Origin of the sequence: Sphingomonas sp. 3-13AW (assembly GCF_049311085.1) — a bacterium.
Classification (GTDB): Bacteria; Pseudomonadota; Alphaproteobacteria; order Sphingomonadales; family Sphingomonadaceae; genus Sphingomonas.
In genome coordinates this window covers 45,318-58,897 of record NZ_JASNVZ010000024.1, presented here as the reverse complement: position 1 = coordinate 58,897, position 13,580 = coordinate 45,318, and the positions used below count along the sequence as shown (strand labels likewise).

14 protein-coding genes are annotated in these 13,580 nt (G+C 64.6%); 9 read left to right on the top strand and 5 right to left on the bottom strand.

Going from position 1 to position 13,580, the window contains the following annotated elements:
* Positions 1 to 143 precede the first annotated feature (143 nt).
* Positions 144 to 901, bottom strand: a protein-coding gene (locus tag QP045_RS18075) for an IS5 family transposase (protein WP_107963731.1) whose coding sequence is annotated in 2 segments (ribosomal slippage) — positions 144 to 568 and positions 568 to 901 — 759 coding nt in all. Because the reading frame shifts where the segments join, the coding sequence is not laid out codon by codon here.
* Positions 902 to 1,186: 285 nt separating this feature from the next.
* On the opposite strand from QP045_RS18075, the gene QP045_RS18070 reads away from it, so the two are divergent.
* Positions 1,187 to 1,564, top strand: coding sequence for a nuclear transport factor 2 family protein (locus QP045_RS18070; RefSeq protein ID WP_422516395.1), 378 nt, complete (start codon positions 1,187 to 1,189; stop codon positions 1,562 to 1,564).
* Between the two features lie 204 nt (positions 1,565 to 1,768).
* On the top strand, positions 1,769 to 2,023 hold the full coding sequence (locus QP045_RS18065) for an alpha/beta fold hydrolase (RefSeq protein WP_422516397.1): 255 nt from the start codon (positions 1,769 to 1,771) through the stop codon (positions 2,021 to 2,023).
* A 121-nt stretch (positions 2,024 to 2,144) separates the two neighbouring features.
* Here the strand turns inward: QP045_RS18065 and QP045_RS18060 are convergent, their stop codons facing one another.
* On the bottom strand, positions 2,145 to 2,282 hold the full coding sequence (locus tag QP045_RS18060) for a hypothetical protein (RefSeq protein WP_422516394.1): 138 nt from the start codon (positions 2,280 to 2,282) through the stop codon (positions 2,145 to 2,147).
* Between the two features lie 463 nt (positions 2,283 to 2,745).
* On the opposite strand from QP045_RS18060, the gene QP045_RS18055 reads away from it, so the two are divergent.
* From QP045_RS18055 to QP045_RS18035, 5 genes are all read left to right on the top strand, one after another.
* The gene (locus tag QP045_RS18055) at positions 2,746 to 3,654 is read left to right on the top strand and encodes a LysR substrate-binding domain-containing protein (RefSeq protein WP_422516393.1); all 909 of its coding nucleotides are present in this window, start codon (positions 2,746 to 2,748) and stop codon (positions 3,652 to 3,654) included.
* Between the two features lie 152 nt (positions 3,655 to 3,806).
* Positions 3,807 to 4,271, top strand: coding sequence for a nuclear transport factor 2 family protein (locus QP045_RS18050; protein ID WP_422516392.1), 465 nt, complete (start codon positions 3,807 to 3,809; stop codon positions 4,269 to 4,271).
* Positions 4,272 to 4,373: 102 nt separating this feature from the next.
* The gene (locus tag QP045_RS18045; protein WP_422516391.1) at positions 4,374 to 4,934 is read left to right on the top strand and encodes a 2Fe-2S iron-sulfur cluster-binding protein; all 561 of its coding nucleotides are present in this window, start codon (positions 4,374 to 4,376) and stop codon (positions 4,932 to 4,934) included.
* Positions 4,931 to 5,923, top strand: a complete 993-nt coding sequence (locus tag QP045_RS18040; protein ID WP_422516390.1) for an FAD binding domain-containing protein — start codon at positions 4,931 to 4,933, stop codon at positions 5,921 to 5,923. Before QP045_RS18045 ends, QP045_RS18040 begins: the two co-directional genes overlap by 4 nt.
* Positions 5,920 to 8,142: a xanthine dehydrogenase family protein molybdopterin-binding subunit gene (locus QP045_RS18035; RefSeq protein WP_422516389.1), complete on the top strand. Its 2,223-nt coding sequence runs from the start codon at positions 5,920 to 5,922 to the stop codon at positions 8,140 to 8,142. The genes QP045_RS18040 and QP045_RS18035 overlap by 4 nt, the downstream gene beginning before the upstream one ends.
* Before the next feature lie 37 nt (positions 8,143 to 8,179).
* Here QP045_RS18035 and QP045_RS18030 read toward each other — a convergent pair whose 3' ends face one another.
* From QP045_RS18030 to QP045_RS18020, 3 genes are read right to left on the bottom strand one after another with little or no spacing between them, the layout of a single operon-like run.
* Entirely contained in the window at positions 8,180 to 9,181 is a 1,002-nt protein-coding gene (locus QP045_RS18030) for an AI-2E family transporter (RefSeq protein ID WP_422516388.1), read from the bottom strand.
* Positions 9,178 to 10,200, bottom strand: a complete 1,023-nt coding sequence (locus QP045_RS18025; RefSeq protein ID WP_422516387.1) for a lysylphosphatidylglycerol synthase domain-containing protein — start codon at positions 10,198 to 10,200, stop codon at positions 9,178 to 9,180. Before QP045_RS18025 ends, QP045_RS18030 begins: the two co-directional genes overlap by 4 nt.
* Positions 10,200 to 11,435 carry a glycosyltransferase family 4 protein gene (locus QP045_RS18020; protein ID WP_422516386.1) on the bottom strand — a complete coding sequence of 412 codons (1,236 nt, stop codon included), beginning with the start codon at positions 11,433 to 11,435 and terminating at the stop codon, positions 10,200 to 10,202. The genes QP045_RS18025 and QP045_RS18020 overlap by 1 nt, the downstream gene beginning before the upstream one ends.
* A gap of 114 nt (positions 11,436 to 11,549) precedes the next feature.
* Here QP045_RS18020 and QP045_RS18015 point away from each other — a divergent pair, with 114 nt between their 5' ends.
* Both QP045_RS18015 and QP045_RS18010 read left to right on the top strand, forming a co-directional pair.
* On the top strand, positions 11,550 to 12,227 hold the full coding sequence (locus tag QP045_RS18015) for a response regulator (protein WP_422516385.1): 678 nt from the start codon (positions 11,550 to 11,552) through the stop codon (positions 12,225 to 12,227).
* Entirely contained in the window at positions 12,224 to 13,570 is a 1,347-nt protein-coding gene (locus QP045_RS18010) for an ATP-binding protein (RefSeq protein WP_422516384.1), read from the top strand. The genes QP045_RS18015 and QP045_RS18010 overlap by 4 nt, the downstream gene beginning before the upstream one ends.
* The last annotated feature ends 10 nt before the right edge of the window (positions 13,571 to 13,580 follow it).

Below are 13,580 nucleotides of genomic sequence, written 5' to 3'. Positions count from 1 at the left end.
CCATCGCTCCAGATCCGTCTGCCAGTCCTCGTCCATCGCCAGCCTCCGTCAAAGCTGGCTCCCCATGAATCACGCAATCAGCGGCGAGGGAATCCCTAAACTCATGCTTCTGCCAAAGTAGTGCTAGGGTCAGGACTCATTGGTCAAAGCCAGAAGATGACGGTGGCCGCGAGCGCGACGGCAGAGAAGAAGACGGTTGGGCAGCGGTCGTAGCGAGTGGCGACGCGGCGCCAGTCCTTCAGACGGCCGAACATGATCTCGATGCGGCTGCGGCGCCGGTAGCGGCGCTTGTCGTATCTGACCGGCTCGTTGCGCGATCTGCGGCCCGGGATGCAGGGCTGGATGCCCTTGGCTTCCAGGGCGTCCCTGAACCAATCGGCGTCATAACCACGGTCGCCAAGCAGCCACTGTGCTTTCGGCAGATCGTCGAGCAAGGCTGCCGCGCCGGTGTAGTCGCTGACCTGCCCGGCGGTCATGAAGAAGCTCAAGGGCCGCCCGTCCGCATCGCTGACGGCGTGCAGTTTGGTGTTCATGCCGCCTTTCGTGCGGCCGATCAGGCGGCCGAGATCCCCTTTTTTACCCGCAGACTCGATGCCGTGCGGTGTGCCTTCAGGTAGGTCGCGTCGATCATGACCGTTTTCGGTACGGCTTCCGCTGCCGCGAGCCCCTCCATCATGCGCAAGAAGACACCCCTCTCGCCCCACCGCTTCCAGCGATTGTAGAGCGTCTTGTGCGGCCCATAGTCCTTCGGCGCATCACACCAGCGCAGCCCGTTGCGGTTGACGAAAACGATGCCGCTGAGCACCCGCCGATCATCGACGCGAGGCTTGCCATGGCTCTTAGGAAAGAACGGCTGCAGACGCGCCATCTGCTCATCCGTCAGCCAGTACAGGTCGCTCATCCACGCTCTCCTCGCAGAGCCTGAATCAGATCGCGCCTCCCACATCAATGGGTCCTGACCCTAGTGGCAACTGGCACATTCCGGGACTCCGCGTCCGCAGATAGCGCGGCGGGCGGCGGCGACATGAGAAGTCGCGGACACGCCTCATCACAGGCGTGCTCTCAAGGTTCTTTTGAGGCGGGCAGCATCGCGCGGACTGCAGCCGTTCTCATGAGCCTAACGGCGTTCGCAGGTCCGATTCACGCCCAACAATCCCGTCGCCTTGTCGGGAATAAGGAAACAGCCATGGTTGATAAGAGTGGGGCTTGGCGCCTGTACAGCAGACTTCACACCGCCTGGAACTCCAACTCCCTTGATGAGCGGGTGAAAATCGCCGCCGAGGTTCTTGACGAGAATATCGAGTACCAGACGGTTCGGCACAACACGACCTTTGGGCGTGCCCTCGTCATCGAAGACATGGCGACGTTCCACGAAATCTTCCCTGGCGGCCACTTCGAGATCGGTGATGTCTCCGCGCACCATAATGTGGCGCTCCTGACCTGGGTACTCATCCAGGCCGACGGCACGGAGTTCGCTCGCGGAGGGGACCAGATCACGGTTAGCCCGAACGGCAAGATCGTAAAGATCATCACGTTCGGGCCGTCCTCCAAGTCACCCGACTGAAGGACGGCGCCCATGAAACACAATCAAGGCCGCGTAGGCGGTGCTAAATCGCCTGCCGCGCAGAAGCCGACCATTGTGCTGGTCCACGGAGCCTTTGCCGATGCCGCCAGCTGAAACGGCGTCGCCAAGATCCACGCAGCGAAGGGCTATACAGCAGGACAAGTTCCCGCACCCATTTGCGGCCAATGTCCCTGCTAACGACGCATCGCCGATGGCCGTGGCGCAACGTCCGGCCAAAGACGCGGCACTCGGCGAGAAGCAAAGGTCGCTGCCTGGAAACACATCCCGTCATGGGCCGTCTATGGAACCGGGGACCTGAACATTGCCCCCAGCGCGATGACCTTCATGGCGAAGCGCGCAAAGTCGAAGGCGACCGTCATCGACGGCGCATCCCACGTGGTGATGATTTCACATCCACAAGAAGTAGCCGAAGTGATCCTCGCAGCGGCTGGCGAGTAGCCTCCTCGCGCCTCCGCCGGGCACCGCAGTACCCGTGCAGGAACCCTGGACACGCCCTCTCCTCCTGCTGCTCTGCGCGAGCGGCAGGAGGAGAATTCATTGGCCATCCGTAGGCTGCAGGTTACAGGCTGAGCCCTCGCCGGGACAGTTCCGCGAACGCAAACTCTGCTATGGGAGTGTCCCGCGTCTCTGCGAAAATGTCTGCAAGATCGAGCAGATCCTCGTCGCCCAGCTTCACGATCGATTGCTCGATTTCCATGAGCCGCTTTGCATCTCGCGCTAAGGCGCGCGCATTTGCTCCTGCCTCTCGCTTCATCCGTAATCTCAGCATTCCGGCATCCTACACGAAATGCGGGCACGTGGCAGCGGCCAAAGTTTGAGCGATGCAAGATTTAGCGCACGCGCTATAAGATGCCGTTCACCCCAGTCCTGCGGGCTTCCGAACTTGCGCCGCGTTCGGGTTTTCGAGGATTTCGGCGGCACACCCAGTATGATGCCTAGAAGACTGTCGCGAGTTGACTGCAGATGCGGGAGTGAATTGGATGCCGGCGCCTGTACGCAGCAAAAAGGCAAACCCGCAATGCGCTCCAATGCTTTGGATAATTACTAAACAAGGACGAGGGGGCAATGATGGTCGATCCAGAGCGCTAGATCGGTCGTGTAGTTAGTGGTGGCTTCTGAGGACGTCGTAGTATCTACAGGATCAGTTGCGGAAGGACGCAGTGGTGTTGTTCGACGGACGAATTATTTCAGGCATTACCGTATTCGTGGCGGTAGCCAGGACAGGCAGCTATGCGCGTGCCGGGGAACGGCTTGGGCTTTCACGTTCGGGCATCGGCAAGGCGATCGGCCGGCTCGAGGAGCGGACCGGATTGCGCCTGTTCGACCGGAATGCGCGCGCGCTGAAGTTGACCGACCAGGGCCGTGTCTTCCTGGACGAAGCGACACCCTTGCTCGAATCACTCGGGCGGATCGCGATGGCCTCGACGCCTGCAGATATCCGCGGGCGGCTGCGTGTGTCGACGGACGGCGCGTTGGGACCCTATCTTCTGATACCTCTCATCCCGGAGTTCCTGGCAGAGCATCCGCGGGTCAAGGTTGACGTCCTGGTGCGCGACCGCGTCGACAACCTGCTGCTGGAAGGCGTCGATGTGGCCGTCCGGTTCGGGGAGCCTGAATCCCGTGCTCTCGACAAGCAGCTTCTGTTTCACAGCCGGGTCGTGACCTGTGCAAGCCCGGCCTACATCGCCGCGTTCGGCACCCCGACAAGCCCGCTCGATCTGCTCGAACATCATCGGTGTATCCGCATGCTCGATGAAATGACGGGCAAGCCGCACGTCTGGGACTTCGTCAGTGTAACTGGCGAGAGGCAACCGATCGCACCCGACTGCGGTCTCACTCTGAACGACGCGCCCTCTCTCGTCGCGGCGGCGCTGAGCAACTACGGGATCGTTCGTCTCCTCGACCTCGTCGCGGAAGAACATTTGCGCGCGGGGCGGCTGGTGGAGGTGTTGCCCGCATGGAATAACCTGAGCTGGCCCGGGTTCTTCTACACGCCGGTCGACGGGCATCGTTCGCTGGCCGTCGATGCTTTCAAGCAGTTCGTCCACTCTCGACTCTGCCGAGGCTAAACTCACAAATCCGCACCATATCGACGACTCTATCTCCCCCCAGACGGGACAAAGGAGAGACGAACTCCCGCCGCGCGCCTACGTTAAATTGGCGAACCGAAAACAGGGAGTTCGCCTTGAAAACGCCCATGCGCCCTCTGGCTGTCGCTGCCTTGGCAACCCTTACGACCGCCGCGGCGACCGCGCAGGAGCCCAGGACAAGGGACACAGCGATCGAGGCAGCCAACCGCACGCTCATCTCGGACGCCTTTGCCCGCTGGGGGGCGGGCGAGTTCGACATTTTCAGCCTCCTTTCGGATGACGTCGACTGGCACATTACCGGCTATGATCCGGCAGTCGCGACCACCTATCGCTCGCGAGAGGCATTGCTGACGGCAACCTCCTTTCCTTTGCGTGCGCGGCTGGCAGGCCCTCTCAAGCCGAATGTGAGACGCATCTGGGCCGACGGCGACGACGTACTCGTCTACTGGGATGGAAGCGCGCCGCTGCGCGACGGGTCTGAATACCGCAATACCTACTTGTGGATCATGACCGTCCGGGGCGGGCGGGTGGTGGCGGTGACGGCATTCCTCGACAATTCCGTCTTCAAGGCAGCCCTCAACAAACCCGCCCCCTGACTCCACGCGCTGGTGCGCGCGCACCGGTCCCATCCGTCCACCTTAGGACGACAATTTGTCGCGGAACGGCGCGACCGATGGTGCCGTTTGAAGAAGCGGTTTTTGGGGAGAGGGAATTTGAGCTGGACCAAGGCGGAGGCGCATGTCGACCTCGCCCTCACGGTTAACGGCGCCAGGCGGTCGCTGACGATCGACACCCGTGTGACCTTGCTGGACGCGCTTCGCGAACACCTGCAGCTTACCGGCACCAAGAAGGGCTGCGACCACGGGCAATGCGGTGCCTGCACCGTGCTGGTGAACGGCCGGCGGATCAACAGCTGCCTGTCGTTGGCGATGATGCATGGGGTTGACGAGATCGTCACGATCGAAGGTCTGGGGACGCCGGAGGCGTTGCACCCGCTACAGGCGGCCTTCATCGAGGCAGACGGTTTCCAGTGCGGCTATTGCACTTCGGGCCAGATTTGTTCGGCCATCGCCATGCTGGATGAGGTCGATGCCGGCTGGCCAAGCCATGTCAGCGAGGATCTCGACGGGCATTCCACCCTGGACTCGCACGAGATCCGTGAACGAATGAGCGGCAATCTCTGCCGCTGTGCAGCCTATCCGCGGATCGTGGAGGCGATCGAGGCCTATGCCGGCGATCGGCGGGAGACAACCGCATGATCGCGTTCGACTATCTTCGCCCGGACTCCGCCGATGCGGCGCTTGCAGCCGCGCGGGAGCGGCCCGACGCCCGCTTCATCGCAGGCGGCACAAACCTCCTCGACCTCATGAAGCTGGGGATCGAGCGTCCGCGAAACCTGGTCGACATCGGTGCGCTGGAGCTCGCCGGGATTCAGGAGACCCCGGAGGGCGGGCTTCGCATTGGAGCACTGGTCACGAACGCGAGTGTCGCTGCCGACCCGCGCGTCCGGACCCATTACCCGGTCCTTTCCCGCGCGATCCTGGCGGGGGCATCGGCACAGCTTCGGAACAAGGCCACGACCGGGGGCAATCTGCTGCAACGGACGCGGTGCTTCTTCTTCTACGACACCGCCTCCCCGTGCAACAAGCGCGATCCCGGGGCCGGGTGTAGCGCCAAGGGCGGTTTCAACCGCATCATGGCAATCCTGGGTACTTCGCCGGAGTGCATCGCATCGCACCCGTCCGACATGGCGGTAGCCATGCGCGTGCTGGATGCCCGCGTGGAGACGAGAACGCGCTCGGGTGCGCAACGCACTCTGACGCTGGACGAGCTCTACCGTCTGCCCGGCGACACCCCGCACCTGGAGACGCACCTCGAACCGGGCGAGCTGATCACCGCCGTGACACTACCGCCCCCGCCGGTCGGTCGCCAATCCTACCGCAAGGTGCGCGATCGGGCATCCTATGCCTTCGCCCTGGTTTCGGTGGCCGGAATCGTGTCGGCCGAAGAAGGTCGCATCGCGGCCGCGGCTCTCGCCTTTGGTGGCATCGGCACCATGCCATGGCGTGACCGCGGCGCGGAAAGGCTGTTGCTCGGAAAGGCGCCGGACCCCGCATTGTTCGGGCAAGTCGCGGATGCGGTGCTTGCCGGCGCCGAGGGGAGCGGCGCCAACGACTTCAAGATCCCGTTGTTCAGAAGGACCCTCGTTAGGTGCCTGAAGGATCTGACGCAGGAGGTTGCACGATGAAGGCGACGATCAAGATGGACGTCCCCTTCGAGCACAGCCTGCTCGACACGGTGGCGAAGCCGCTTGTGGGCACACCACAATCTCGCTTGGACGGCCCGCGCAAAGTCTCCGGCCACGCGCGCTATGCTGCCGAGCATTTCCCTAAGGATATGGCGCATGGCGTCTTGCTGAGGGCTCCGTTCGGCAAGGGCCGCGTAACCCGTCTAGACACAAGCGCCGCAATGGCGATGCAGGGCGTTCTCACGGTCGTTACCGACGAACGGCTGATCCGCAACGGCGGAGATTTCGCCGGGGCTGCCGCGCCGGTGCAGGGCGTGCAGGACGTCGTGTACTTCGGCCAGCCGATCGGCGTCGTGGTCGCCGAGACCTTCGAACAGGCTCGCGCTGCCGCGCTGTCGGTTAGCGTGGCTTTCCATGCAGAGAACGGCGTCTTTGACATGATGGCGGCGCTCGACGCCGCAGCGCCCCCGACCGACGATATCTACGGCTTCTTCCAGATCCACACCGAAGAGGGCGACGTCGAGCGTGCAATCGCGGACGCGGCCGCGCACGTCGACGGGGAGTGGACGACCCCCAGCCAGAGCCACGCCGCGATGGAGCCGCATGCCTCGGTTGCGATGTGGCAGGGCGATCACCTGACGTTGCACGCGTCCTATCAATCTCCCGTTACCACCCGGGATCAGCTGGCAACGGCCCTGGGCGTGGGGCCAGAGAAGGTACGGCTCCTTTCGCCTTTCGTAGGTGGCGGGTTCGGCGGGAAGCTCGGTGTGATGCCGGAGGCGGTGGCCGCTGCCATCGCCGCGCAGAAGCTCGGCCGCCCGGTCAAGGTCGTGATGACTCGCCAGAATGTGTTCGAAACGACTGGCCGCCGACCGGCGACCCACCAGCGGCTCCAACTGGCCGCAGATCAAGCGGGTCGCATTCAAGCGATCGTGCACGAGACCGTCACGGATCAGCTGGACGGGGAAAAGTTTTTCGAACCGGCCGGGATCGCCACCCACCTGCTCTACGGCGGGGACAACCGGATGGTGGATCACAAGGTCGTCCGCGTGAACAAGGTGCTGGGCGTGTCGATGCGCGCGCCCGGCGAGGCGGTGGGACAGCTCTCGCTTGAGTGTGCCATGGACGAGCTGGCCGAGCAGCTGGGGCTGGATCCCATCGAATTGCGGCTGCGGAACGAGCCGGAGGACCATCCGGAGCTCGGCATTCCGTTTTCCAGCCGTTCTCTCTCGCAATGCCTGAAGGTCGGTGCCGAGCGCTTTGGCTGGGCCGGACGCAATCGGGTGCCGGGGGGAATGCGCGAGGGCGACTGGCTCATCGGCCACGGCATGGCGGCAGCCGCGCGCGGGAATCTGTTCGGCCCGTCGACGGCGAGGGTGCGTGTTGGTCCCGACGGTCGCGTCACGATCGAAACCGAGATGACGGATATCGGAACCGGCACCTACACGATCCTGGCACAGATCGCGTCGGACCTGCTGGGGATCTCGATCGACCGCATCGACGTGCGGCTCGGCGACACCGATGATCCTCGTAGCACTGGCTCCGGCGGCAGCTGGGGTGCCACGACGGCGGGATCGGCAGTCTACGCGGCCTGCGAGGAACTCCGCAAAATGCTGGCGGCAGCGGCGGGCATCGCCCCGGAGGAGGCAATCTTTGCCGACAATGCCGTGCGTGCCGCCAACGAAAAGCACTATGCCGTCGGCGATCTCGTTGGGAACGGAATTTCGGTCGAGGGCAGCGTCGAGCCGGGCGAAAGCAACAGCCGCTTCAGTCAGGCATCCTACGGCGCCCATTTCTGCGAAGTGCGCGTCAACGCCACCACGGGAGAGACCCGGGTGTCGCGCTGGAACAGCGTGTTCGCAGCGGGGCGGATCCTGAACACGAAGACGGCGAGTTCGCAGGCGATCGGTGGCGTGGTCTTCGGGATCGGTGGCGCCTTGACCGAGGAGATGGTTCACGATCCCCGTACCGGCAAGATCGTGAACCGCGACCTCGGCGAATATCACGTGCCCGCCCACGCCGACATCCCTGCGATCGACGTCCTCTTCCTCGAAGAGCGCGATTATCCGGCCAACCCCTTGCTGGCGAAGGGCGTCGGCGAACTCGGGACCTGCGGGTCCGGGGCCGCCGTCGCGAACGCCATCTACAATGCGACAGGCGTCCGGGTGCGCGATTTTCCCATAACCCTCGACAAGTTGCTGCCGGGGTTGCCGGACTGAGCGCTTTGCCCAGTTGCGCGAGAGGGGCGAGGCCTGCTCACGCCGGCACCGGCTTGCCGAGCGCGGCCGAGACCCACAAATGCCGCGTGAGGGTGAACAGCAGCACCGTGATCGGCCCTCCGAGCAGCACGCCCACAGGGCCCAGCAACACGCCAACCGCAAACAGCGAGAACATCGTGACGGCCGGCGGGATCTTGATCACGTGCCGCATGACCAACGGGTTCACGATATTTCCGTCGACGTTCTGCACGACAAAGTAGAGCAGCGCGATGCGGACCAGATCATCCATTCCCATGGTGAGGCCGACCAGCACGGCGGGGACCGCCGCCATCAGCGGGCCGATGACCGGAACGAACCCGAGGATCGCCGCGATCCCCGCGAGCGCCAGCGGTGAGGGCGTACCGATAGCCATAAGCCCGGCGAAGATGCTGATGCCGACGAACAGCATCGAGACGAGCTGAGCGCGAAGCCAGCCGCGAAGCGCGCCGCCGACCGCGTGGAGCACCTCCCCGGCACGACGCTCATGAGCACGTGGCATCAGGAGCAGCCATCCCTGAACATAGGTCTGCGGGGCGGCGGCAAGGAAGATGCCGCCGATGACCGCCAGGAACAGCGCCGACATTAGGCTGGCGACCAGGGAAGCCAGCGACTGCAGGATGGCAAGGATGTTGCTGCCGCTGGGTGAGAGACGCTCCGCCAGGCCGTTGACCCGATCCTCGCCGAGCCAGTCCTGCAGATCCCTCCACCCGCCGGGAAGAATGTCGGCCAGCTGACGTACCTGAAGGTCGAACTCGTGACCGAACATCCACCCCAGCCATCCGCCCAACGTCACCGCGATGATGGCCGACAGGGCGAGGCACATACCGCGCGGCATCTTCAGAAGCCGCTGCAACTTTCGCGCAAGGCCATCCAGGCCAATCGCGACCAATCCTGCTGCGAAGAACAACAGCAGGACCGCGCGGAGCTGCCACGCCACCGCCAGAAGAAGGAGGGGCGCCGCCCCCGCGACGGTGCGCCTTGCCACCTGTGCAGCGGTCACGACGTGGCCTCCGCCACGTCGCGGAGTGCGCCGTTTGGCCGCCGCCAGTAGATGCACTCATGGGCCGAGAACAACAGGATCCCCACCATCAGCGGCAGGAGGAAATAGACCACGCGATAGACGAGCAGTGCGCCCATGAGAGCGGCAGGATCAAACTGCGGAAGCGCAAGCAGCATGACCACTTCGAAGACGCCGACCCCGCCCGGCGCGTGGGTGATCAATCCCGACACGAGCCCGGCGAGATATGCGAGCAGCACCGCGGGAAATAGGCTGACGGATGTCGCCTCGGGCAGAAGAACGAACAACGCCGCAGTAGCGACGAACAGGTCCACCCCACCGATCAGCAGTTGAAGGAGCGCGACGCGGACAGTCGGAAGGGTCAAGCTCCACCCGAACAAGCGGACGGGTCGGCCTGTGCGAAAGTGCAGGAGCACCAGATAACCCGCAAGCGCGCTCAGGATCATGCCCCCGGCCGCGGCCTGAGCGGCGTAGGGGATGTTCAGCCCGTCGCTCACATAGACGCCGGGATGCGCGACGAGGCCGATTGCGAAGAACAGGAGAACGCTCAGCCAGAAGGCGAGACCGGCCATGAGCATGATCTGCGCGATTTCCCCCAGCATGAGGCCGGCCAGGCGGTAGATCCGCAGCCGCGCCGTTCCGCCTGTCAGGGGAGCAAATCCGAAATTGTGGCTGAAGATATAGCTGGTGAAAGAGGCGAGAGCGGCGCGCGGATAGGATACCCGCCTGCCGATCATGCGGAGCGACAGGACGTCATAGCCGGTGAGCACGATGTAGCTGACCACGGTAAACCCGAGCGATGCCAGCAACCGCGCATGGCCAATCTGCTCGATCGAGCCGCGAATTTCGGACCAGCTGGTTTCCTGAAGAATGTGTCGGAGGGCAGCCACTGCGAGCCCGACCGCAACCAGCATCAGCCCCGTGAGCCCGAGATTGCGGGCCAGGGGTGACTTGATGAGGCCGTGTTTCCGCAGGGTCGCCGACGCGCCGGCAAGCGACATCAGCGGATGTCCTTGCTTCGCCGCAGGTCGAAGGATGCTCGATCCACGACCGCGCCGCAGCCAAGGAGCTCCAGATAGCTCTCCCACACCTGAAGCGATGCAGAATCCCAGTCATAGGCGGCGCTGGCCTGGCGGGCGCGTTGGCCCATGCGAGCGCGCATGTCGCCGAACGCGGCGAGGCGCGCGATGTGGACCACCGCAGCGTCCAGGTCGCCGGGCGGGTACAGGACACCCGCTCCATCCCCCAGCAACGCGCTGCCGCTCGGAACGTCCACGCTGACGGTCGGCAGGGCCGATGCCATCGCTTCCAATGTCACGTTCCCGAACGCCTCGGTCGTGCTGGGATTGAAGAAGATGTCGGCGCTCGCGATTGCCTCGCCGAGTGCCTCGCCCATCAGGTGCCCGGTCAGGCAGGCGGACGGCAGGCGTCTTTCCAGCCATCTCCGCTCGGGCCCCTCGCCCACCACGACGGGGTGTATGGCGACACCGCGGGCCGTCAGCCGGTCGCAGACGTCCGCGAAGTCGCTCAGCCCCTTTTCGCGTACCAGGCGGCCGAAGAACAGGAGCGTGACTGCCGAACGCGGAACGGCATTGCGCGCACGCCACTCCGCGGAGCGCCGGGCAGGGTTGAACAGGGCGCGATCCACACCCCTGCCCCACTGCCGCACCTTCCCTTCCAGGCCCGCTGCAGAAAACTCGTCAGCAATGGCTCTGGTGGGCACGAGCACGCAGTCGCTTCTGGTGTAGAAGCGCGCCAGATGGCGCTCTATCGCCGGTCGTACGAAGCGTGCCCCGTAGAAGTCCGCGTATTTCTCGAACCGCGTGTGGAGGCTGGCGACGATCGGCACGCCAAGGTCCGCCGCGAACCGCTGCGCCGCGCTGCCGGTCCAGTCGGGCGCCGAGAGATGGAACAGGTGCGGGCGGAACGCGCGAAGGTCGCGCCGCAGGCTCGACGGGAGCCCGAGGCCCAGACGGTATTCTCCCCGGCCCGGCAGCGACACCGATGGCACGGAGACAAGCTTTCCCTCAGGCGCGAAAGCGGGAGTTTTCGAGGTCGGCGAATAGACACGAACCGATGCACCGCGCCGCTCCAGATACTCCACCAGCCGGTTCAGCGCCTGGTTGGCGCCGTCCCGGACATAGTTGTAGTTCCCCGAGAAGAGCGCGACGCGAAGCGGCTCTTGCCCCCTGGGCGTGAAGCGGGAGGGCGTGACCCGCACGGCGGACTGGTACATGCTCGGATCCGTTTTCTGCGCCTGCGGCACGAACGGCCGTCGACTTCACGGCCGAGCTAGGGCAGCGCGCTTACATGAGCCTTACATCCGGCGGAGAAACGCGCGAGGAGCGGAATGAGACTGCTGGTTGTCGAAGATAATGGCGAGCTGGTGCCCATGCTGGGGCGTTTGCTGGACACTGCCGGCTTCGCGATGGATCATGCCGGCGCGGTGGAGGATGCGCAGTTGATGGTGCGGGTGGGCGCCTATGCGGCCGTCGTACTGGATCTCGGCCTCCCGGATGGATCGGGCCTGGCGGTCGTTCGAGAGATGCGCGGCCGTGGCGACACCACGCCCGTGATCGCGCTCACCGCCAGGGGGGCAATCGCGGATCGCGTCGCGGGTCTGGCGGCGGGTGCGGATGACTATCTTGTGAAGCCCTTCGCACCCGAGGAGTTGCTTGCCCGGCTCCAGGCGCTGCTCCGTCGCAGCGGCACGATCGTCGACCGCGTGATCCAGTGCGGGAACGTAGAATTTGATCCCACCACTCGCGGGGTCGTGATCGCCGGGCTGCCGACGGTGCTGTCCGCACGCGAACTCGAACTGCTCGACGTGCTGATCCGCAGGCACGGCCGCGTCGTTCCAAAAGCCACCGTCGAGGCACAACTCTTCGGCATCGACGACGATCTCAGTTCCAACGCGCTGGAAGTGTGCGTGCATCGTCTACGCCGGCGGCTGGCTAGCGCGGGGGCGTCTGCGGAGATCGTGACCGTGCGTGGCCTTGGATACATGCTCGGGGTTCGCGGCGCGTGAGCTTCCGCTTCCCTTCGCTTCTTTCGCGAATTCTCTGGTGGCATGGCCTGGCCGTGCTTTTCACCGCGCTCGCGGTCTCTGCCGGAGTCTACTGGTTCCTGGACTCGACCGCGGAGCGCTTCCAGCGCGAGACGTTGCAGCTGCATGTGGAGACTGCGCTCAAGGACCTGCGCGTGGGACCCGATGGCCGTGTGCACCTTGTCGCAGCGCCGCCCCAGCCGACCGAGCTGCCGCGCATCTTTTCGGTCGTGGTGCTGGATCGCTCCGGCCGGCGCGTGACCGGCTCTGAGCCGGTCGCGACCCTGACCGGGGACAAGATCCCGCGGCGTGCAACTGCAACCTACTTCACGCGCCGCTCGCGCGCCGCGATCTACTCGGGCTACAGCATGCCCGTGCAAATTGCGGACACCCGTCTCTGGGTGGTCGCAGTGCAGAACCTCCAGCACCCGGACTATATAGTTGACGACGTCCTCAGGCAGTTCCTGATCTATGGCGTGGTCATCATCCTGCCGCTGCTCCTGCTGTTGCTGCTGGTCGACGCGTGGATCGTTCGCAAGGCCCTGCGACCAGTCAAGGACGCCTCCGCGCTTGTGAGCACGCTCAATCCCTACCGGCTCGATATTCGCGTGCCAGAGGCGCAGCTTCCTTCCGAGGTACGGCCGCTCGCGAGTGCCGTAAATGCCGCGCTCGACCGCCTCGTCGACAGCTACCGGAGCCAACGAGACTTCACGGCCGATGCGGCGCACGAACTGAGAACCCCGATCGCACTCGCGCGAATGCGGGTCCACGCCGTGACCGATGAACCGCTCCGTTCTGATCTGAAGCGGGACCTCGACCAGCTTGGGCGAACCGTCGGCCAGCTGCTGGACATCGCGGAACTGGACAGCGCCCTTCCCCCGCTCGATCAGGCCGTCGATCTGCACGCCATTGCTGCGGCAACCGTGGCGGCCATCGCGCCGCTCGCATTTCGCCGCCGGCAGAGTATCGGCCTGAGCGGATCCGAATGTGTCATCGTCCCGGGCAATGCCGAGATGATCGCACGAGCGCTGCAAGGGCTTGTGGAAAACGCCGTCACACACACGCCGGATGGCACCACGATCGAAGTGGACGTCCAGCCCGACGGAACGCTCCGGGTAATCGATGACGGTCCCGGGATACCGGAAAGCGAGCAGGAACTCGTCTTTCGCCGCTTCTGGCGGGGGGATCGCAGCGCGATGGCCGGCTCCGGGCTCGGTCTCGCCATCGTTTCCCGCGTCGCCGAAGCCCATGGCGCGAAGGTCTCGCTATCCACCAAGCCCGGGGAAACGGTGTTTCAGATCCAGTTTCCGACTTCCCATCCTTGATGGTTTGGTT

Coding starts and splice junctions, on each gene's coding strand:
- QP045_RS18070 (WP_422516395.1), top strand. CDS start 1,187: ATGGTTGATAAGAGTGGGGCTTGGCGCCTGTACAGCAGACTTCACACC.
- QP045_RS18060 (WP_422516394.1), bottom strand. CDS start 2,282: ATGGAAATCGAGCAATCGATCGTGAAGCTGGGCGACGAGGATCTGCTC.
- QP045_RS18040 (WP_422516390.1), top strand. CDS start 4,931: ATGATCGCGTTCGACTATCTTCGCCCGGACTCCGCCGATGCGGCGCTT.
- QP045_RS18035 (WP_422516389.1), top strand. CDS start 5,920: ATGAAGGCGACGATCAAGATGGACGTCCCCTTCGAGCACAGCCTGCTC.
- QP045_RS18025 (WP_422516387.1), bottom strand. CDS start 10,200: ATGTCGCTTGCCGGCGCGTCGGCGACCCTGCGGAAACACGGCCTCATC.
- QP045_RS18020 (WP_422516386.1), bottom strand. CDS start 11,435: ATGTACCAGTCCGCCGTGCGGGTCACGCCCTCCCGCTTCACGCCCAGG.
- QP045_RS18015 (WP_422516385.1), top strand. CDS start 11,550: ATGAGACTGCTGGTTGTCGAAGATAATGGCGAGCTGGTGCCCATGCTG.